The 20,904-nt window shown below is 46.3% G+C and carries 15 protein-coding genes and 4 tRNA genes; 3 read left to right on the top strand and 16 right to left on the bottom strand.

Translation table 11 applies throughout. The features are described 5' to 3' along the window. Positions 1-10: 10 nt before the first annotated feature. On the bottom strand, positions 11-2,548 hold the full coding sequence (locus ACMCM8_RS08930) for an Ig-like domain-containing protein (protein WP_412727526.1): 2,538 nt from the start codon (positions 2,546-2,548) through the stop codon (positions 11-13). Between the two features lie 117 nt (positions 2,549-2,665). Between ACMCM8_RS08930 and ACMCM8_RS08935 the strand changes: the two genes are divergently transcribed. Next, complete coding sequence (locus ACMCM8_RS08935) at positions 2,666-4,012, top strand: dicarboxylate/amino acid:cation symporter (protein WP_412727528.1); 1,347 nt, start codon at positions 2,666-2,668, stop codon at positions 4,010-4,012. Between the two features lie 84 nt (positions 4,013-4,096). Here the strand turns inward: ACMCM8_RS08935 and lolE are convergent, their stop codons facing one another. The 8 genes from lolE to dnaQ all read right to left on the bottom strand — a co-directional run bounded on the left by lolE (position 4,097) and on the right by dnaQ (position 9,223). Then, entirely contained in the window at positions 4,097-5,323 is a 1,227-nt protein-coding gene (gene lolE / locus ACMCM8_RS08940) for a lipoprotein-releasing ABC transporter permease subunit LolE (protein ID WP_412727530.1), read from the bottom strand. Then, on the bottom strand, positions 5,317-6,015 hold the full coding sequence (gene lolD, locus ACMCM8_RS08945; protein ID WP_412727532.1) for a lipoprotein-releasing ABC transporter ATP-binding protein LolD: 699 nt from the start codon (positions 6,013-6,015) through the stop codon (positions 5,317-5,319). Before lolD ends, lolE begins: the two co-directional genes overlap by 7 nt. 317 nt (positions 6,016-6,332) lie before the next feature. Next, positions 6,333-6,409: transfer RNA gene (locus ACMCM8_RS08950), tRNA-Asp, on the bottom strand. 31 nt (positions 6,410-6,440) lie between these two features. Continuing rightward, positions 6,441-6,517 (bottom strand) — tRNA-Asp (locus tag ACMCM8_RS08955). Between the two features lie 30 nt (positions 6,518-6,547). Further along, positions 6,548-6,624: transfer RNA gene (locus ACMCM8_RS08960), tRNA-Asp, on the bottom strand. Positions 6,625-6,654: 30 nt separating this feature from the next. Further along, positions 6,655-6,731: transfer RNA gene (locus tag ACMCM8_RS08965), tRNA-Asp, on the bottom strand. A gap of 226 nt (positions 6,732-6,957) precedes the next feature. Continuing rightward, a complete protein-coding gene (locus ACMCM8_RS08970) occupies positions 6,958-8,463 on the bottom strand; it encodes a TIGR03503 family protein (RefSeq protein WP_412727534.1) in 1,506 nt (501 codons plus the stop codon). Between the two features lie 40 nt (positions 8,464-8,503). After that, positions 8,504-9,223, bottom strand: coding sequence for a DNA polymerase III subunit epsilon (gene dnaQ / locus ACMCM8_RS08975; protein ID WP_412727536.1), 720 nt, complete (start codon positions 9,221-9,223; stop codon positions 8,504-8,506). A gap of 165 nt (positions 9,224-9,388) precedes the next feature. On the opposite strand from dnaQ, the gene rnhA reads away from it, so the two are divergent. Continuing rightward, positions 9,389-9,856: a ribonuclease HI gene (rnhA, locus tag ACMCM8_RS08980; protein WP_412727538.1), complete on the top strand. Its 468-nt coding sequence runs from the start codon at positions 9,389-9,391 to the stop codon at positions 9,854-9,856. Between the two features lie 23 nt (positions 9,857-9,879). Here rnhA and ACMCM8_RS08985 read toward each other — a convergent pair whose 3' ends face one another. Further along, complete coding sequence (locus ACMCM8_RS08985; RefSeq protein ID WP_412727662.1) at positions 9,880-10,860, bottom strand: NAD(P)H-quinone oxidoreductase; 981 nt, start codon at positions 10,858-10,860, stop codon at positions 9,880-9,882. A gap of 178 nt (positions 10,861-11,038) precedes the next feature. On the opposite strand from ACMCM8_RS08985, the gene ACMCM8_RS08990 reads away from it, so the two are divergent. Further along, positions 11,039-12,232, top strand: coding sequence for a class I SAM-dependent rRNA methyltransferase (locus tag ACMCM8_RS08990; protein ID WP_412727540.1), 1,194 nt, complete (start codon positions 11,039-11,041; stop codon positions 12,230-12,232). 93 nt (positions 12,233-12,325) lie between these two features. Here the strand turns inward: ACMCM8_RS08990 and ACMCM8_RS08995 are convergent, their stop codons facing one another. From ACMCM8_RS08995 to ACMCM8_RS09020, 6 genes are all read right to left on the bottom strand, one after another. Beyond that, positions 12,326-12,562 carry a DUF2061 domain-containing protein gene (locus ACMCM8_RS08995; RefSeq protein WP_412727542.1) on the bottom strand — a complete coding sequence of 79 codons (237 nt, stop codon included), beginning with the start codon at positions 12,560-12,562 and terminating at the stop codon, positions 12,326-12,328. A gap of 199 nt (positions 12,563-12,761) precedes the next feature. Beyond that, positions 12,762-13,064 (bottom strand): PilZ domain-containing protein, encoded by a 303-nt coding sequence (locus ACMCM8_RS09000; RefSeq protein WP_412727544.1) that lies wholly within the window; start codon positions 13,062-13,064, stop codon positions 12,762-12,764. Positions 13,065-13,226: 162 nt separating this feature from the next. Beyond that, positions 13,227-17,210, bottom strand: coding sequence for an ATP-dependent RNA helicase HrpA (hrpA, locus tag ACMCM8_RS09005; RefSeq protein ID WP_412727546.1), 3,984 nt, complete (start codon positions 17,208-17,210; stop codon positions 13,227-13,229). A gap of 123 nt (positions 17,211-17,333) precedes the next feature. Next, on the bottom strand, positions 17,334-18,632 hold the full coding sequence (locus ACMCM8_RS09010) for a Na+/H+ antiporter NhaC family protein (protein ID WP_412727664.1): 1,299 nt from the start codon (positions 18,630-18,632) through the stop codon (positions 17,334-17,336). Positions 18,633-18,775: 143 nt separating this feature from the next. Next, entirely contained in the window at positions 18,776-19,912 is a 1,137-nt protein-coding gene (locus tag ACMCM8_RS09015) for a helix-turn-helix domain-containing protein (RefSeq protein ID WP_412727548.1), read from the bottom strand. A 6-nt stretch (positions 19,913-19,918) separates the two neighbouring features. Beyond that, a complete protein-coding gene (locus tag ACMCM8_RS09020) occupies positions 19,919-20,830 on the bottom strand; it encodes a GGDEF domain-containing protein (RefSeq protein ID WP_412727550.1) in 912 nt (303 codons plus the stop codon). Positions 20,831-20,904: the final 74 nt, after the last annotated feature.

Below are 20,904 nucleotides of genomic sequence, written 5' to 3' on the forward strand. Positions count from 1 at the left end.
TATCAGTCAATTATTGAAAGTTATTACAACTGGTTGACATACCAAATGGGTTCGCAGGTAGACTCGCGCCTTCATCGGTGAGATCACCAGAACTAATGCCTAATCGGTAGTAATGATCGGCACTTGACTCGCTGCCATTAGACTGACCAAATACGGTGATGACCATGTCATACCAAAAGCCATAATCAGCGGGGTATCGATATACCAACTCAGCCTGCCCATTCTCATCAGTTACCCCATTACCCGAAACGGATAACGTACCTACAATACCGGGAGTGAGGAAGTTGTCACCATTGGTATCTTCACCTGCATCTAAAATTCCGTTACTGTTTAAGTCTTCATTTAAACATTCTGCGGTAACCGTCGCTTCCCACACACCCAGTATGTCATTCCAGGTCCAGTACCCCTTGTAGTATGTACCAGGGTTAACTGCGGTGCGCTTAACTGGCGTTGCTGAGGCGGTCAAAGTAACGCCACTTACCGGTCTACCCACTGAATCAGAAACAAATACTGCAAATCTCTTCAAGTAAGTTTCTGAGTCTGGCTCTTCAATAGTATTTCCTGTTCCGATTGATATATCGAAGGGTCGGTTGCCAACTGTCATTGCAACTGTGTCGCGAATTGAAGTATTGCTGGCGACTTCTGCGGTTATTATTACACTGTCTTCACTTGAGGTAGAGCCTGAAGTAAATATCGTCGACGCAACGCCATTGCTATCCGTTTTGGACTGAGAGGGCGAAATAGAGCCCGTAGATGTGTCATTAACATTAAAGTTAACAATTTGATCTTTAACTAAGTTACCATTGGGGTCTCTGACTATTGCTGTGATAGTACTTGTTTGACCATCTGGCCCCACGATATCCGGTGTCGCATCCGCAATCAGGGTAGCTGGCTCAACAGCGATAAACTCCACCTCACCGGATGCGCTTACCACAGAGCCGTTAGTGTTAGCGCCAGTAGCAGTCAGTGAAGCAACGCCAGCGTTATTTGCCTGAATATTGACTGCCGCTATACCATTAGCATCCGTTAGGACTGTACTGCTGCCTATAATTTCGCCCCTTGAAATACTAAACGTGACTTCTGCGCTTATTACTGGACTGTTGTCCTTTAACCACTCAACGGCGACTTCTGTAGGTGTATTCAGTTCGATATCTGATGAAGGTAAGTTAGTAAAATCGAATTCATCTTGCTGAACCTGAACGTCAACAAACGCACTTGCGCCTAACGCTTTCACTTCAAAGGTATCGAGGCCTGAGATTAAAGCCGTATACTCTACTGTGGCCTGTCCATTTGCGGCGGTGGTTACGCTGGTCTGATTGAAAGTACCGTTTCCAGGAACAATCGTAATTTCTTGATTTGGTAATGCATTACCATCAGAGTCCTGTACCCGTAAAACAAAATCAACGGTATTATTTAGAATAACCGAAGAGGGCCCGTTCACTGTCACTTCAGTACCACTAACCTCTATTTCTATTTTTTCCGGGTCTAAATCTCCCGCTTGGGCAAACACTTCGACTTTGCGATTCTTCGCGTTATTGGTAGTAGAAACAAATGCTCTTGCTGTTCCATCCTCAGCGGTAACTGGCTGACTCAGTTGCAATTGTAAACCCGCTTCGTTCACAGCAGAAAAGGTCACGTTCACCCCTTCCATCAACACGCTTTGCGCATTTTTAACCAGTGCAATTAATTCTATTTTATCGTTGCCACTGGACGGAAGTTGGATACTACTGGCAAACAACTCCAATGAAGCAGGCTTTGCTACCGCGCCTGTACTACCTTGTGCACTGAATGTCGTTGAATCACCTTCACCAGAGGAAAGCACGGCAGTCACTACACCATCACCAGATATAGTTCCAGCGGTCATGCCAAGCGTAGCAATCCCATTTTCATCAGTAAGCGCCGTCGCCGTATCATTAGAAAAAATAGCCAAGTCATCATTACTTAACGAAAACGTTAGCAAGCGATCGGCTTGCGGCTCACCCAGTGAATTAGTCACCGTCGCCACCGCGCTCAAACCGTTGTCTGAGGTTAAATTATTGTCTGGCTCGCCGTTGGCGTTTTGTAACACTAGCGACACTGTCAGTTCATTTGTAACGGGGTCAATCGCCGTCGCCGAAAAAGTGGTGCTGCCTGTTTCTCCCGAACTTAAGCTAGCAGTAATTTCACCATCGCCTGATGCATTACTTGCTAATAACCCCAGTCGAGCCACGCCATCGGCATTAGTGCTGGCCGTACCCGTATCGTTGGCAAACTCAGCCAAAGAGGGATCGCTAAGGGTAAATGTCAGTAATGCATCGGAATGCGGATTGCCGTTCTGATCTTTTACTGTGGCGACCACAAACAGATTATTGTCTTGCGATAAGTTTTTATCATCACTTCCTGTCGCGTTCTCCATCGACAGCGAAATAGTATAAGTAGGGCTAGACGTACCACCGTCACTTCCCCCATTGTCGGTATTATCTCGAGAGACAGATGAACCGCCTCCCCCACATGCTGTAAGCATAAATATTGCGCTAAATACGCTCAGCGTCTTCGCTAATGTCGACATAATTCGTTCCTGAACCTCTTTTATTGACCATTGCGTCGTTTTTTATGTTTAAAAATCAACTGAATCTGGCACACTACGGGAGAGTAAAAAAAATATAAAAATGCACAGGGAACATTCATGTCTTCATCTGCACATAAATACAGTTTAACCACCCGAATTTTTATCGGTATGGCCGCCGGGATATTGTCTGGCGTCTTTCTCCAATTCCTGTTTGATGATAGCGGAGATTTTACCTTTTCGATATTTGGTTTAGAGTTCTCCACGTATAACATTCTTGTCGAAGGTATATTTTCGACCCTTGGGCAAATATTTATCTCCAGTTTGAAAATGCTGGTTGTGCCACTTGTGTTTGTGTCTCTGATCTGTGGTACCAGCACCTTATCTGATCCCAGTAAACTAGGCCGTTTGGGCGCAAAATCGGTAGGGCTTTATGTTGTCACAACCGCTATAGCGATAACACTGGCCATGAGCATAGCATTGATTGTGTCACCCGGTGACGGCCTGAATATGACCACCGATACGGCGTTCCAGGCAAAAGAAGCACCAAGTTTGTCAGATGTCATTGTGAACATGTTCCCAAGTAACCCTATCAACTCCATGGCTCAGGGAAACATGTTACAAATCATTGTCTTTGCAGTGTTATTTGGTATTGCCATGGCTATGACAGGTGACGCAGGCAAACGATTGACCGCGGTGTTTGAAGATATCAACACCGTCATTATGCGCTTAGTCACTATTATTATGAACCTCGCCCCGTATGGTGTGTATGTTCTGATGGCCAAGCTGTTCTCTACCATTGGTGGTGACACTATTTTAAGTTTAGCCAAGTACTTCTTCTTAGTGTTCGGCGTATTGATACTGCACGGTGTTGTCACTTATTCCGTGCTATTGAAATTATTGTCTGGTCTTAACCCAATTATCCTTCTAAAGAAAATGCGTGACGCTGCCCTGTTTGCCTTCAGCACGTCAAGCAGTAGTGCGACACTCCCTGTGACAATGGAAACGGCAAAAAACAAACTGGGTATCGGAAACTCTGTGTCGTCTTTTACCCTTCCACTGGGTGCCACTATTAACATGGATGGCACGGCTATCATGCAGGGCGTGGCCACGGTATTTATTGCCCAGGTTTACGCTGTAGACCTCAGCATGAGCGATTATATGATGGTGGTGCTCACCGCTACGTTGGCGTCTATTGGCACCGCGGGTGTACCGGGTGTCGGCCTTATTATGCTGGCCATGGTATTGCAGCAAGTGAATTTACCAGTAGAAGGCATCGCCCTCATTATCGGTGTTGACCGTTTATTGGATATGACCCGCACAGCCGTGAATATTACCGGTGACTGTATGGTGTCGTGCGTGGTTGCCAAAAGTGAAGGCGCATTGAACGAAGCGGTATACAACGATCCTAAAGCTGGGCTTAAACAAGAAGACGTTGATTTCGAACACTTCGAGAGAAATAGATAAGCCTATAGCAATTAGGCCGGGTTAAATGAAAAAAGGTAGCTGATTGGCTACCTTTTTTCTATGTGACACCAAAGGTCAAACACGCTAATGAAGTGCTTTCGAAGGAGACACTTTTGTGGCTTTGTGCGCAGGATACAGCGTGGCGCCTACACTAAGCAGCACGGCAACGACCATGGTAACCACGACGTCTTGCCAATGTAATTGAGAAGGTAAAAAGTCGATAAAGTATATATCACCGGATAAAATCTCCACCCCTATCAACTTTTCCACCGCACTGACAATTTCTGATAAATTAGGCGCCACCAGAAGGGCTAACAACACACCAATACTCATGCCAAGCACGCCATTTATAACCCCTTGCAAGACAAAGGTATGACGAATAAGTCTGTCTGTAGCACCCATGGTTTTTAAAATCGCGATGGCTGATTGCTTATCTCTGACGGCCATTACTAAAGAAGAGACAATATTAAAACACGCCACCGCAATCACTAGGATAAGGGCAATATAAACCACACTTCTGACCAGTTGAATATCGTTATACAAATGGCCCTGCGTGCGCGTCCAATCTGACATGTACACCGCTTGAGGGTAGCTGTAACCAATATCACGCATGGTTTGATACGCGCTAAAAGGATCATGCAAAGTAAACTGAAACCCTTGGGCTTTTTCCTTAATACCCAGTGCGTCAGAAGCCACTGGTAAATGCATAAGGCCAATTTGGTTATCTAACTCCCCACCCACCGACATCACGCCACTTACTACTAATGTTACCGTGCGGGGTGCCTTAAACGAAAGATCGTCAGTAGATTGGGGGATAAGTACCTGTACCTTGTCTCCTTGCGTCAATTGCAATGACGATGCAATTCCTTTGCCCACCAACAGCCCCTGAGTATTTTGAAAAAAGCGTTGCCAATCTTCGCGAGAGACCCTATCGCTAAACTTGCCTTGCACATCGGCCACATCAATCCCAGTTATATTGATCGCTTTCAGATCACCCTTGTACTGCAACATGCCCGTTAGCCCGGTAAACGGGATGACTTTTGCGATACGTTCATCCTGTTGAAAGCGGTAAAGCTGAGCGTCGATATTTTCTATTCCCCGCCCATCCGCGCTGTATATTTCGCCATGAGGGACCACACTGAGAATTCGACCAGTCAGCTCTTTTTCAAAGCCGTTCATTACACTTAGCAGCACAATTAAAACAAAACAGCCCAGCGCAATACCTACAGTAGACGACATAGAAATAAAAGAAATGAAACGTTGCTGCGCGCGATTTTTACGAAATCGCTTGGCGAGTTCCAGCGCTAGCATTGAGACTGCTCCTTCATTTCTCCCATCAGTTTGCCGTCTTTTATACGCATTACCCTATCCATTTTCTGGGCAAGGGCAATGTCATGCGTAACCACAATAAAAGCGGTGCCTTTTTTGTCGCTTAACGCAGTCAGTAATTGATAAATTTGTTCGCCTGTGGAGTCATCAAGATTCCCAGTCGGCTCATCTGCAAGTACTACAGATGGCTCAGTCACTAGTGCTCTGGCAATAGCAACACGCTGTCGCTCTCCCCCTGACATGGCAGAAGGTAAGTAGTTGGCACGATGGGATAGACCCACTTCTTCTAGCATTGCTTGTGCTTTCGCGTGAGCGGCTTTTACCGACATTCCCCTGATTCGAAGCGGCATCGCGACATTTTCAACGGCAGTAAATTCACCAAGTAAATGGTGGAACTGGTATATGAACCCCATTTCTTCATTGCGAAGTCTGGCTAACTCATTAGCACCTAATTGATGTAGTGGTTTACCTTTAAATTCTACTTCACCATGCGTAGGCGTATCTAACCCACCGAGAATATGTAACAGGGTGCTTTTTCCGGAACCTGAACTACCCAGAATGGCAACGTGTTCACCACTTTTTATCGAAAAGGAAATATTGTGAAGAACCGGGGTGGCGTTGTTGCCATCGAAATACGTTTTATCAATGTTTCGGCACAGTAGCACATCTTGCATGCGAAATTTCTTCTCTTGATTCTCAAGCCATAAATGGTAGCGCTAAACCGTACCAACACCAACCTAAATATTATACCAATCCGCATAGATCATTACCCACTCAGCGAGAGTTAAAATGTTCGTAATCGCGGCGTGTTACCGCAGGTATAGTGGTTCTACATCAAGGTGACACAACAAAGATAAAGCTTGAGTCATCGCGCAATGAGCAAATAGGTGATAACTATTGAGGAGAAGGATGAATAAATCTGTGTTTCGGATAAAAACCGCGTTCGCGATTGACGATTGAATCGCGAAATAGATACTTTTAAAGCATGAAATGGCGGAGCGGACGGGACTCGAACCCGCGACCCCCGGCGTGACAGGCCGGTATTCTAACCAACTGAACTACCGCTCCGCATAATGGGAAGCGCGCTTTTATCGATTAATGGCGGAGCGGACGGGACTCGAACCCGCGACCCCCGGCGTGACAGGCCGGTATTCTAACCAACTGAACTACCGCTCCACATAATCGAGATTGCGCTGTATAACTAAATGGCGGAGCGGACGGGACTCGAACCCGCGACCCCCGGCGTGACAGGCCGGTATTCTAACCAACTGAACTACCGCTCCGAAGACCTTTTAGTTATACCATTGAAAGAGTGGCGGAGCGGACGGGACTCGAACCCGCGACCCCCGGCGTGACAGGCCGGTATTCTAACCAACTGAACTACCGCTCCACATCTTCAATGTTATCAGACAGTTGACTTGGCTGTTGTTGCCCTGTCCCCTGACTGCGGCGCAGATAATACGTATTCCCCCATGTGGAGTCAACGCTTTTTATTAATAAAATTGTCATCTGCGGTTTGTTTGCTTGCTATTTAGTCACAATGTCCAAATATAATCCAAAGTGATCAAAATAACGACGCAACAATTGACACTGCATCCTATAGACAGCTTGGCTGACTACTTACCCTTTTTCTTAAACTTGGCAAACAACTTTTTAATGCCCTTGGGCTCCTGCTCCATCGTCAATCCCGCATCGCTGGGCTGTTCTTTAGCAGCAGGGCTTTTTGCTGGCGCTTTGGGGGTTTTAGGTTTGTTGGCTCTTTTACGGCGCCAAATAATAAAGACTGCAACCCCAGCCCCTATCAGCACAATTGAGCCATTCACGGCCACCAATATGAGGGTTAAGGTGCCGCTATCCAGCTGCTCATCCTCTGCCAGCTCGGGCGTTGATGAAAACGACAGCTCATCCGATGTCGTCGTCATTTCATCTTGCGATTGAGGATCTTCATCTACCAACGGATCATCTATAACAATTTCATTGTTTTGCTCTGATAAGAAGCTGTATTCAGGTACGTCTAGAATGAAATCCCGACCGTCAGAGGTCGTGCCATAGGCGGTGAGTTTGACCCTAAAGATACCGGGCTCATACGCTAAAATAAGGTGCTCACGCGCTTCGCTGCCCCCTTCAGTTAGCGAGAAATTTTGCATATCAGCATTTGGAAAACGCACTTTACCGTCAATTAACAGCGACTCGATGTCTACTACGTCGCGGTTCACATCAATAATGATTTTGTGGTAACCCTCACCGCCACCGCTTAGCTCCACGCTAACATTAACAGGGTTTTCATGCAGTATGATTAACTGTCCTTCCTGCTCTCTGGTGAACATAGGTGTTTTCACCCTAAATACGGGTTTCCACTCACCTGGTGCTACTTTCAGATTAAACTGTCCGGTAAACACACCGTCGGTAGGTCGTTCATCCATGCCACGTCCATCATCCTGAAAAGTGGCAATATCCTGATCCCCTGCGCCAAAATTGTCAAAATTGGGATTGTTAGTACTTTTAAATTCAATATCCAGTTCAACCACATCTCTAAACAGCTTGTTTTGGATGGGTTTACCGTTATTCGTAAGATAAGCCGTAGATTTTAAAATCTCGCCAGAGAAGAGAAGCTGGGGCAAGGGTTCAGCGTGTAGTTCAAGGTTCGACAGCACCATGACACGGCTGCCTTCAAGTACCTGCCCTACCGCTTGCCAAGGCCCAGGCATTGGATTTTTAATCTTGATCATGTCGAAGGTCTCAGAATCATACCATTCGACCTGCTTGTCGCCGGTTCTATCTAAAAACAGTTTCGAACCATCAGGACGCACTAGAACAACGGGCGCAGAGCCATATTCGCGAAAGAACACCATCGTCACTTCTTCTACGTTGTAATCAACCCGAAAACGGTTGCGTAACAACTCGATAGAATTGGTGTATTCGTCGCCTAATTCGGTCAACGGCGATTTTTCACTCGTTTGCGATTGCTGTTGCGTCTGCTTTAGGGCCCCATCAGCAACTTGCAACGCCGCATCTTGCTGCTCAGCCTGAGACTGTGCAACTGCACTTAGGTGTACCAGAGATAAAAAAGTAACTACGCTTAAAAGCCACACTTTCACACTACATTGCTCCCGCAATCTCATTCATTAACACAACTGTTGTTCGATGTAGGAGGCGTGATACTTATGACACGTCTTCTTGCTCAGCACGCCATAAACACTTTCCTCCGGCGTTTTGTACTATGTCCAAACGCGCTTCATGTTGTGTTAATTCATCGGCGCTAGCGTTGATAACCTTTAATTTATTTGTTTTTCGCTCAATTCGGCGTATCGCAGTTGAGTCTGCATCAGAGCTGCCACTTGAAGCTAATTTCAATTTGGTCTGCCCACCTGTCATTAACAGGTAAACATCAGCCAGGATTTCCGCATCCAGCAAAGCCCCGTGTAATGTACGGTGGCTGTTGTCTATGCCGTAGCGCCGACACAACGCATCAAGGTTATTTTTTTGACCCGGGTGCATCTGTCTGGCCAGCATCAGAGTATCCAACACATCGCAAATGTCGTGGGTGATCACGCCTCGAGTGGACGATTCCATTGCGAACTCGTGATCCATAAAACCCACGTCAAAGGGCGCATTGTGAATGACCAGTTGTGCGCCTTTTATAAAACTCACAAATTCCTGTGCGACTTGTGAAAAGGTTGGTTTATCCGCGAGAAATTCATTAGTGATACCGTGTACTTCAATGGCTTCTTGCTCAATATGGCGACCAGGATTGATATACACATGAAAATGATTACCAGTAAGGCGTCGATTAACCACCTCTACGCAACCAATTTCAATAATGCGATGGCCCTCTTTGGGTTCAATACCTGTGGTTTCGGTATCTAGAACAATTTGACGCATGGAACCTCTACTATTATTACACTTTCATTTTTTGATAGTATATCAACCCCTTTGCCAGACGCTAAGGGAAAAGCACGATAAATGCTTATCCGGTCTTACACAAACACTGGCTTGAGTATAAAAACACCCCTCCTCCACAATTTGCGATGAAATAAAGGAAGCACAGTGACTCAGAAAACCATACATATTTACACCGACGGCTCATGCCTGGGAAACCCCGGCCCCGGCGGTTATGGTGCAGTACTGATTTACAAGCAACATCGAAAAGAACTCAGCGACGGTTTTGCCCATACCACCAACAATCGCATGGAATTACTGGCGCCAATAGCCGCGTTGAACAGTTTAACCGAGCCCTGCAACGTTGAACTCACCACGGACAGCCAGTACGTCAAAAACGGTATCAATCAATGGATCCACAATTGGCGGAAAAACGGCTGGCGTACCGCGGATAAAAAACCCGTTAAAAATGCAGATTTATGGCAACAACTTGATGACGCGGTTAAAAAGCACAAGATCAATTGGCACTGGGTTAAAGGCCATTCGGGTCACCCGGAAAATGAGCGGTGTGACGAACTAGCCCGCAGTGCTGCTGAAGCTAAGCCTACCCAAATAGATGAAGGGTTTGCGGGCTAATTAATTCAAACTACAGGGAGTTCTTATTCCCAAGACACCACTAGTTTGCCGTGTGTTTGGTTGTTCTCCAACCGCACATGAGGCTTATCAATATCACTAATGGTGTAATGGGTATCGATATTCACTTTTAGCGCTTTACGTTCAAAGGCTGGTAAACATACTGTGGCAAAATCTCGGATGAGTTCTGCTTTGTACTCATCACTGCGATTTCGCAATGTAGTACCGATAATGGATGCGCGTTTCCCTAATAGCATTGCCATATCAAGATTATCTGCGTAGCGACCCGCTAACATGGCGAGATAGACTACCTTACCGTCCTGCTTCAGGACTTTTAAATTGCGGTTAAGGTAGTCTCCACCCACCATGTCCAGAACCATGTCTACGCCTTCAGGCCACACTTCTTTAAGTACATCGTCGAATTGTTGCTCTCTGTAGTTAATTAGGTGTTCTGCACCATTGTGTTCGCACAAGGCAAGTTTTTCCTGACTGGAAGCCGTGACAGCACTATGCACACCCCAATAGCGACACAACTGAATAGCTGCAAGCCCGACACCACTTGCGCCACCGTGGATAAGTGCCCGTTGTGCTGGTTTTAAGTGAGCGATGGTACGCAGACATTGAAACGCAGTCAGAAACACTTCTGCAAGCCCCGCCGCTTCAAAATAAGGCATGCCCTCGGGTATGCGCATCAAATGGGCAGGATTGACCAATACTTCAGTGGCATACCCACCACCGGCGACCAAACCAAATACCTTGTCACCTTCCTTAAAAGTGTGTACGTCTTTGGGAACCTTGGCTATCACACCGGCAACTTCCAAGCCTAAAATATCACTTTCCCCGGCGGGGGGTGGATAATTGCCTTGTCTTTGCAATGTGTCAGCACGGTTAATACCAAACGCCTTTACATCTACGTTAACCTTACCCGGTACGGTTGAATAACAAGCTCGCTCTTTTACAATTAACTCACTAGGCTTGCATCCTTTAGTGAAGTCAACATATTGCATGGTTTGATGTGGCATAGCGCTCGGCGTCCCCCTTTCCTCTTTTTGGTAAATACAAGTCGATACGGGTTGTCTACAATATCAGTTTGAGTTTCTTTCGTTTTTAATCCACACAGAACAAACGAATGTGCGTATAATCGCGCCCATCTGCTATACCGTTTAACTTAACACGAGATCTTCCATGTCAGCACAGGTTATATTGCATCCCTCAAGAGATAAATCACTACGTCGCAAACACCCTTGGGTATTTGAAAGTGCTGTGGCTGAAGTGAAAGGGCGCGCAAGAACAGGCGATACCGTCGATGTCTATGATGCCGAGGGCGACTGGTTAGGACGCGGAGCCTATTCACCTAACTCAAAAATTCGTGTTCGGATGTGGACATTTAAACAAGACGAAAGCGTGGATAACGGCTTTTTTCTGCGCCGTTTAGAATCAGCACTGGCCTTGCGCCAGCGTTTATTTGACCCTGCTCAAACCAATGCGTTTCGTTGGATTGCGTCGGAAAGCGATGGCTTACCCGGTGTCACTATTGATGTGTACGACAACGTTGCCGTGGTTCAGTTACTCAGTGCAGGCGCGGAAAAGCACCGCAGTAAAATCGTCTGGGCAATAACCAAATTATTACCCCATATGCACGTTTATGAGCGAAGCGACGTTGATGTGCGTAAAAAAGAAGGCTTAGAGCCAGTGACAGGGGTATTGCATGGTGAACCGCCAATGCAGGTCACGGTAAAAGAAAACGGCCTCAATATTGTGGTGGATATCGAAAACGGCCACAAAACTGGTTTTTATCTGGATCAACGCGACAGTCGTGCTGCCGCCGCTCACTACGCTAAAGACGCGGATGTTTTAAACTGCTTCAGCTACACGGGTACGTTCTCTTGCTATGCACTAGCAGGTGGCGCTAAATCTGTCACCAATGTGGATGTGTCTCAGCCCGCTCTCGATTTAGCCAAACACCACGTGACTATTAACGGTTTCGACGAAACAAAAGCCAATTACGTTAATCAGGACGTATTTAAGGCGTTACGCGAATACCACGAAACACAAAAGCAGTTCGACATGGTGATCCTTGACCCACCTAAGTTTGTTGATAGCAAAGCGTCGCTAAATCGGGCCGCGCGGGGCTACAAGGATATTAATATGTACGGCATCCACGCTGTAAAATCAGGTGGACTGCTACTGACGTTTAGCTGTTCTGGGCTTATGCCTGCAGATTTATTCCAAAAAGTCGTGGCTGATGCCGCACTTGATGCGGGACGGACTATCAAGATAATCGCACGGCTCAATCAGGCTTCTGACCACCCCATTATTGGCAGCTACCCTGAAGGGTACTACTTAAAGGGGTTAGTGTGTGAGGTGACTGACCTGTAGCGTTTTTTATTAGAGGCAATAGCCTGCGCTACTGCCTCTGACCCAACCCAGTTTCACTCGCCATTGTATCTGATGCCGTTTTTAGTCTTTTAATTACGACATAAGTACTGATGTAGACGTTGAACCGTGGGAAGTAATGGCGTTGCCATACTGGTGCTGTTGTCGCTCTAGTTGTTTCCACACCCGCTCATGAAAATAAAACGCCACTGTATTAATGGCAGGCTCAACAAGAGCAACCGCTCCTCCTACGACTATGCTTCCTGTAAGAAGGTAAGCAACAGTAAAGGCAACACAAAAGTGCATAACCGCAAAAGAGATTGTCTTTTTCATGATAAATACCCTCATTAATGAAATCATACGGACTCAACACGACAGTCCTAAAACACAATAATGAGAATTATTATCAATTAATAAGTGAGATTAAAATAAATAAAATCGAACGTTTTATTCAATTAAAATGATTAGAGTATGTAAGCAGAACATGAATAAAAGGCGAACAGTTTATTCGCCTCAATCGAAAACCGTGGGTTTATTTCATCTGCGAAATTTCAACGCCAATAATACAACTCGATTCGGACTCAGGTTCACATCGCACTACGGTCGCTAACGCCGCAAGAGAAGGAATTTGAGAACTCGAAGATTCGATTGCCACACTCACTTGCGTACCAACTTCAATGGACGGTTCATCAACTTCCAACGACATTCCCGTAGCACTGATGTCTTTACACAACGCTTGCATGGTCCGGCTCGACTCATCATCAGTTACTTGCAACTGACAAGGCGAATTAACCATCATCCTGAAAAAGTTTCGCTTATCGTCGTATCCCAACATGTCTACTTCTCCTGATTTTTAGCACAACACTTACGACTACACATGATGTTATAGGGCGCAGTCAATCACTTGTCAATCGAAGTGATGATTATTTATTCAATAAAGCTTAATTGTCTACTTTGGTATAATAACGCCTCTATTTCAGAGGCAAAACAAACCCGCTTAAAATTCATTTAACTGCAAGGTAATGCGCTTAGCAGAAATGGGATACGCCGTACCCAATTGCTGAGCAAACAACGACACCCGTAACTCTTCTATCATCCAACGCACGTCTAAAAGTTTAGCAGGCACTTTGCCTTTTGGATATTTTCCGCACACTTTTTCCCATTCTGCAATGGACTTTTCAACCGTAACCTGGTGCATTCTGTCTTTGTTCGGATCAATCGGTAATTTTTCCAAACGGCGCGCCAAGCCCTTAATGTAGCGGTTCCAGTCATCTAACCTAGCTTCACCTAGTTCGGTGACAAATCCAGGGAACACTAAAGACGCTAAATGGGCTTTACAGTCACCCAACGCATTGATCATGTTAAGGGGAACATTGCCTTTCATTTGTTTTTGACACTGATGCGCCAAGGTTAGCCCCTGCTCTACCCGCTGAGCAATATCCAGTACTTTGTCGTTGATATTAGCGCGAACCACATCCAGACAAGCTTCAAAATCTGCTTTACTCCGAACATCTGAGCCATGCGCCTGACAGTACGCATTAACTAAAGCGTCTATCCCGGCAAAAATACAATCGTCAATCAGCGCTTTAACTTGTCCAAATGGGTTAAAATACAAACCCAGTTTGGCCTTGTTTGGCAATTTATTCTGTAGATAATTAAGTGGAGAAGGCATGGCATTTTTTATTAGCACATTGACACCTAGACGATGCAAAGTGGCTGCTTTGTCTGCCTCTTCAATCAGTGCGATATCGACCTTATCACCGTGAGGGCCGCCTTTTCTGACAAGCGCAGGAAAAGCCTGCACCTCAAAACCGCCCACTTTTTGCACGAAGGTTTCAGGAAGCTTGTCAAAGTCCCACTCACTGATATCACTGCGCTCTAGTTCCGGCGTAGCAGCCTTTTCAAAGGTTTGCTTTACCTGCCCTGCACATTGCCCTTTGAGTTGGTGTAAATCATCACCAGTAGCAATATCCTCGCCTTTGTCATTCACCACTGCAAAATGTATTTTTAAATGTTTATCAAGCTGATCAAGATTCCATTCATCTTCATCAATGGTCACGCCCGTCATCTTGCGTAACTTATGACTCACCGCCTCTACAATAGACACCGGACGGTTATTTTTATCGGTTTCGCTAATATCCGCCAAACACGCTTCGGCAAAGTTAGGGGCTGGCACAAAATTACGTCTCAAACGCTTTGGCAAGGTTTTAATCATTCCCACTATCAGATCATGCCTTAGGCCGGGCACGAGCCAATCAAACCCCACCTCTTCTACCTGATTAAGCACAGGTAAGGGAATGACAACAGTCACACCGTCGTCGTGTGCATTGGGTTCAAAGTGATACCTAAGCGGTAAGGTGATATTGCCCTGTCGCCAAACGTCTGGAAATGCATTCGCCACTCCCTGAGCTGGCTGCTGGCGATAAACGTCTTGCTCGGTAAATGTCAGCTGAGACTCGCTGCCATGCTGCTTAAACCATTTTTTAAATGCGGCATCATTATTTGCTTCTACGGGGATCCGCTTAGCGTAAAAGCTCACTAACTCTTCGTCATCAACAAGCAAATCCCGTCGTCGGGTTTTCTTTTCAAACTCATCAGCCTGTTCAAGCAAGGCCTGATTTTCCTGTAAGAAGCGGTAATTCAGCTTGGTATTACCCGCCACCAAGGCTTCCCGTAAGAACAGTTCGTGGCAAATGGGCGGATCGATAAGGCTATAAACTTTGGCGCGCTTTAATACAATGGGCAAACCAAACAACGTGACTTTTTCAAAGGCAATGACAGCGCCCCGTTTTTTCGACCAATGGGGTTCGCTGTAGCTGCGCTGCACCACGTGTTCGGCTAACGGCTCTATCCATGTGGGGTCAATTTTCGCGACCATACGCGCAAATAGCTTAGAGGTTTCAACCAATTCTGCCGCCATCACCCATTTTGGCTGAGATTTCGACAAGCCCGAGCCAGGAAAAATAAGGAATCGCGTGTTGCGCGACCCCATATACTCACGCTCTTTATCTTTAAAGCCCAAGTGAGATAACAAGCCACTTGCGATTGCTTGATGTACACTTTGATAATCTGCCGCTTGCTTTGATATACCGAACCCCAGCTCAGCAATGGACTTTTTCAATTGGCTGACAATGTCTTGCCACTCCCGCATGCGCAGGTAATTGATAAACTGCTGTTTACACCACTTGCGCAGTTGATTCTGACTTAGCGCATTCTGCTGATCTCTAAATGCGGTCCACAGATTGAACAGGCTGATAAAATCAGAGTCTTTATCGGCGTATTCACTGTGCTTTTCGTCTGCTTGCTGACGCTTTTCCTGCGGGCGCTCGCGGGGATCTTGTATCGACAAGCCCGCAGCGATAACCATGACTTCATTAAGCGCATTGGTGCGTTGCGCTTCAATCACCATACGCGCATAGCGCGGGTCGATAGGCAATCGCGCCACTTGCCTGCCAAGCTCGGTCAGTTGCATCTTACCCTGACGCTTGCCTTTGCCCTTGGTAATAGCCTGAATTTCCTCTAACAGGCGGAAGCCGTCATTAATATTACGGCTATCGGGTGGCTGAACAAACGGAAACGCTTCAATGTCGCCTAACCCCAATGCCAGCATCTGCAAAATAACAGAGGCTAAATTAGTCCGCAAAATTTCTGGATCTGTGAACTCTGGTCGCCCTAAATAATCCTCTTCACTGTACAGGCGAATGCATATACCGTCTGATACGCGCCCACAGCGGCCAGCACGTTGGTTTGCCGAGGCCTGTGAAATAGGCTCAATTGGAAGGCGCTGTACTTTACTGCGTGCACTGTAACGTGAGATTCGGGCAAAACCGGGGTCGATAACGTATTTAATACCCGGTACCGTCAAAGAGGTTTCGGCCACATTGGTCGCCAATACAATTCGACGGCCACTGTGCGACTGAAATATACGGTTTTGTTCCGCTGCTGACAGCCTCGCATACAAAGGTACAATTTCGGTATTGCGATAATGTTGTTTACTCAGCGCATCCTGTGTATCACGGATTTCCCGCTCGCCACTTAGAAACACCAGAATATCACCGGGCGCTTCGCGCATTAGCTCATCCACGGCATTAACGATGGCGTCGCTTTGGTCGATATCGTCGTCATTGTCTTCTGGGTTGTGATAGCGTATTTCAACCGGATACGTCCGGCCACTTACCTCAATAATAGGCGCGTTGTTGAAGTGTTTTGAAAAGCGCTCAGGATCGATAGTCGCTGAGGTAATAATAAGTTTAAGATCCGGTCGCTTGTCCAGTAACTGACGTAAATACCCCAATAGAAAATCGATATTCAGGCTGCGCTCATGGGCTTCGTCAATAATAATGGTGTCGTACTGATTTAAATACCGATCTTGCTGCATTTCTGCCAGTAGCATACCGTCAGTCATCAGTTTGACGTAACTGCGCTCACTGACCTGATCGCTAAAACGAATTTTAAAGCCGACTTTTTCGCCCAACGGCGTGTTGAGTTCTTCGGCAATGCGCGTAGCAACGCTTCGAGCAGCTAAACGGCGCGGTTGGGTGTGCGCAATCATGCCATCTACACCCCGGCCCAACTCTAGACATATTTTTGGCAACTGGGTGGTTTTACCTGATCCCGTTTCACCCGCTACGATGACCACCTGATGATTAGCAATAGCCGCTTTAATATCGTCTTTTTTATCGCTGACAGGAAGAGGCGGATAACTCACTTTAGGCAGATTTTCACTGCGCCATGCACGTTTCTCTATAGATGTGGCAATATCCCGTTCAAGCTTTTCAAACTTGCCTTCAAGGCTTTGTTCACTTGCCCCGCTTCCCTGTGATTGCCCCCCCGTTGACTGCTTTACGCCTTTTCCCGTATCGGCTTGCCCTTTTGCACTTTGTGCAAGCTGGGTAATACGACGCTTTAAACGGAACTTATCCGCACTTAAGCATTCATCAAGTCTGTTATAAAGGGATTTAATAGCATTGGGTGAAGACAAGGTTACATCCTAGAGAACAATTTAAATCATCAATAAAATTTGGGCGGTGATCCTAGAAGATACCGCCCCAAAAAGCCAGTGTATTGCGGCACGATTAGCGCATTTCCCGCTTTTTACGGGCGCTTAAGAGGTTTGGGTTAATTCGTCATCTTGCGGCTCGAGAAAACGGGGGAAGCCGAACCAAATGGCGGCCAATCCAAACACAAAAATCAACATGGGGTACCAGCAATAAGGCGTAATAGACAAAGGTGAAATACCTACCACCGCAGCAGCACTGAGAAGTTGTGCTCCGTATGGCACTAGTCCCTGGAAACTACACGAAAAAATATCTAATAAAGACGCTGTACGACGAGGATCCACACCGTATTTATCATTCAAATCTTTCGCAATAGGCCCCGCGGTAACTATGGCAATGGTATTGTTTGCCGTAGTTATATCTAGAAAGCTCACTAAGCCAGCAATGCTGAACTCTGCCCCCTTTTTAGATGTCACTCTGCGCGTTAAACGCTCAATAAGCCAGGTGATCCCGCCGTTAGCGTGCATCAACGCCACAATGCCACCTATGGTAATGGCTATCATCGCGAGGTCTTGCATCCAACCCATTCCTTTTTGGATACTGTGCATCATTGATAAGGGGGTGAAACTGCCTTGAATGAGACCAACTGCACAAGCGCTGGCAATACCCACGGCTAAGACGCTAATAACATTAAACCCCGTCAGCGCAAAAGCGATAATGCACACGTAAGGCAATATACGCCAGAAATCATAATCGCCGCCGTCAACAATACCTGAGGTATCGACATCCACCATCAAAAGCAGTGCCATAGTGACAATACAGGCGGGCATAGCGACCATTAAATTTGCGCGAAATTTATCTTTAAGCTGGACACCCTGAGTACGCGTAGCCGCGATAGTAGTGTCAGACACAAACGACAAATTATCACCAAACATCGCACCGCCCACCACTATACCCAGTGCCATTTCCACGGGCAGACCAAGACTGGTCGCTAGCCCTGCACCAATGGGCGAGAGCGCAGTAATCGTGCCCATCGACGTGCCCATCGAAAAGGAGATAAAACAACAAATCAAAAACAACCCGGGTAATATCAAAGACGTAGGCACAAATTGCAGCGCCAAATTGACCGTGGCATCACGGGCGCCAATATCAATGGTTACCGCGTAAAAGGCACCGGCTAATAAAAAAATAAGCACTAACAGAATAATGTTTTTATCACCCCCGCCTTTACAAAAGGTCTGCACTTTTTCTGAAAAGCTGACCTTTTTGCCTTTGGGGTTTAAACACAAGCCATAACCCGCACTGATAAAAAACGCCACCAGTATTGGCATTGCAGTAATATCATTGGAGGTGATCCCCGTAACAACCACCAGAATAACGAACAGCAAAATGGGGGTAAGACCCATTGGGTTTGGAGCAATAGCATTGGTTTGAGGCACGAAAATCTCTCTATATTATTACGGTGCTGACGGCCACAGTGTGTTTGTCACTGATATGCAAAAGGTAAAACACGAAAGGATAAAAGGTTTTATCGCCAATGCAAAGCAAATTAAAGGTCTGAAAAAATAAGTGCGCGCAGTTCACTTGGGGTATTGCCAGTCAGCCGTTTAATCACTCGACGGAAATTGGGCAAGTCAGACATCGCCATTGCCCCCGCAGTTTGTTCATTAGTCATTTTATTGAGCGACAACAATACTATGGCCTGATTGCGTTTCACTTCTTCGGATAACTGTCGATAGCTTACCCCGAACTCATTCAATTTTCTTTTTAACGTAGCAACGCTTAAGTTCAGGTGTTCTGCGACAAGAGTAAGGCCATTGTGATGAGGCGAGAGTGCGCACTGCCTTACGTAATCGGGCAGCGAAATACGGGAAACTATCTCCCTCTGCGGCCATTGGGTGGTGATTGATTGGTCTACAAAATGATGTTGTGCTGGCTTGCTCTTGCCGCTAACGGCCAAGTGATCACTCCCCGATTCAATTGGCCTAAGCAGGTCATTTTTGGCGATAGTCATCCCATTAATCGGGCTTGAAAACCGTGTTTTAAGGCCAAGGTGAATTTCATAGTCTGCTACATTTCTCGGTCGTTGACATTGAAATGAAAAGGTCATAGCTGGTCGCCGTCCTGTGACCATTTTGCACAACGCCATCACTGTAGAAAAACCAATTTCTAACGCAAACTGATTGATTTTGGCATTGCGTATGGTTAACTCTGGGATCCACAATGTGTACGATGCAAAATCATAGGCCCTGAACGATAAAAGTGGATGAGCACACCACCTAAGCTGGTGCTGGCTCAACAACTGCTGGGTTAAATCTTCTAAACACTCACTTTTTGCAAGCACGCTTAATGGGCTCGATGCCCAATAAGACGCCAATGCATTGCCAATCAGAAAACTGACATCTTTGCCCTTCGTGTAATGCTGAACATTGACCAATAACGCCGTGTATTGCTTAACACTTATCATCAAATGCGAAGTAATTGCATCTTCAAAAATACCTGTGCCCCTGAGCAATTTATCTATATTGGCACCTCGAGGAAGTGCGACCTCCATTGTGGCTTTTACCAACCAGTACCCTGCTATCACTTTATCACTCAATGTAGTGATATTCTGTGACAAGGTTGGTGTGGCAATACCACTAATCACATTGGGTGCACTCGTTGAGGCGAGGTTTACTGACACCATGGTGCGTTAAGCCACCTGCTGTTCCGTATTGTCCAATTGCATTAACAAGTTGCTAAGCACACTTGAGAGTCTGTCTTGTGGCAATAGCGAGGCTAAGCTACTGCGGGTTGTCATGTAGGTTGCAGTGGTTTGATCACTACACCTAAATGCCACATGACCAATACTTATTTTCACCTCATCGATAATCGCTCTCGCCTGCTCAACGGTCACATTGGGAAGTAAAATCGCAAATCTATCGCCCGCGTAGCGACAGGCCAGATCCCGGTGGCGTAGATTCATCACAATGAGCTGCGCGACTTCGTGCAAATACCTATCACCCTCAGCATGGCCGTGGCGTAGGTTGAATGTAGAGAAGTTGTTGATGTCAATAAGCGCAATAACCGCGGATGTATTTTCTTTTTGCAGCTTAGTAATTTGCTGTTGCCAATAGTGAGCGCGATATAACTGGGTGATACCATCAATTTCGTGATGATCCCGATAATCCCATTCTCTGCGGCGTAACTGTAAATTCAAGGCACGTTGCTCTAAATGCCATTGATATAGAGCCCCAGTCATAATCACCATACCTACCGCTGCAGGATAGGACTCAATCATGCTTATCCAGTGTGCCGTTGCGGGATAGCGAAAAAATTCATCAAGTAAGTCCAGGGTGACTGACAACAGGAAAAAGCCTAAACCAGTAATCAATAAGCTGGTCACAGTGCCAGGTGGTCTGCTAGCCAGTGCCGCTACCATCCATGCCAGTGTCAGTAAGACAATACTTCCCTCTCCCACAATATCGAGACTGGATATTTCCCCCACGGTTTTGCTATTACCATTAGCCAGAGCAAGACATATGGCACCTGTTACGATAATGAAGGTGAAAATCAGCCACCCAGTGTGATGTTTAAATTGCGTAGCATGATTAAGGGTAAACATAGTTTTCTCTCGTAGTCTGCGTGCTGCCAACACGTCTTCTAGCTAACGCCAGGGCCAAGGCGAGCAGTCTTGCC

Origin of the sequence: Alteromonas sp. D210916BOD_24 (genome assembly GCF_047159385.1) — a bacterium.
Classification (GTDB): Bacteria; Pseudomonadota; Gammaproteobacteria; order Enterobacterales; family Alteromonadaceae; genus Alteromonas.

Bases quoted from the DNA above. Each gene is read 5' to 3' on its own strand.
- ACMCM8_RS09010 (WP_412727664.1), bottom strand. From the start codon at position 18,632: ATGGGTCTTACCCCCATTTTGCTGTTCGTTATTCTGGTGGTTGTTACG.
- ACMCM8_RS08990 (WP_412727540.1), top strand. From the start codon at position 11,039: ATGTCAGCACAGGTTATATTGCATCCCTCAAGAGATAAATCACTACGT.
- lolE (WP_412727530.1), bottom strand. From the start codon at position 5,323: ATGCTAGCGCTGGAACTCGCCAAGCGATTTCGTAAAAATCGCGCGCAG.
- ACMCM8_RS08995 (WP_412727542.1), bottom strand. From the start codon at position 12,562: ATGAAAAAGACAATCTCTTTTGCGGTTATGCACTTTTGTGTTGCCTTT.
- ACMCM8_RS09015 (WP_412727548.1), bottom strand. From the start codon at position 19,912: ATGGTGTCAGTAAACCTCGCCTCAACGAGTGCACCCAATGTGATTAGT.
- lolD (WP_412727532.1), bottom strand. From the start codon at position 6,015: ATGCAAGATGTGCTACTGTGCCGAAACATTGATAAAACGTATTTCGAT.
- ACMCM8_RS08935 (WP_412727528.1), top strand. From the start codon at position 2,666: ATGTCTTCATCTGCACATAAATACAGTTTAACCACCCGAATTTTTATC.
- ACMCM8_RS08930 (WP_412727526.1), bottom strand. From the start codon at position 2,548: ATGTCGACATTAGCGAAGACGCTGAGCGTATTTAGCGCAATATTTATG.
- ACMCM8_RS08970 (WP_412727534.1), bottom strand. From the start codon at position 8,463: ATGAGATTGCGGGAGCAATGTAGTGTGAAAGTGTGGCTTTTAAGCGTA.
- ACMCM8_RS09020 (WP_412727550.1), bottom strand. From the start codon at position 20,830: ATGTTTACCCTTAATCATGCTACGCAATTTAAACATCACACTGGGTGG.
- ACMCM8_RS09000 (WP_412727544.1), bottom strand. From the start codon at position 13,064: ATGTTGGGATACGACGATAAGCGAAACTTTTTCAGGATGATGGTTAAT.
- dnaQ (WP_412727536.1), bottom strand. From the start codon at position 9,223: ATGCGTCAAATTGTTCTAGATACCGAAACCACAGGTATTGAACCCAAA.
- ACMCM8_RS08985 (WP_412727662.1), bottom strand. From the start codon at position 10,860: ATGCAATATGTTGACTTCACTAAAGGATGCAAGCCTAGTGAGTTAATT.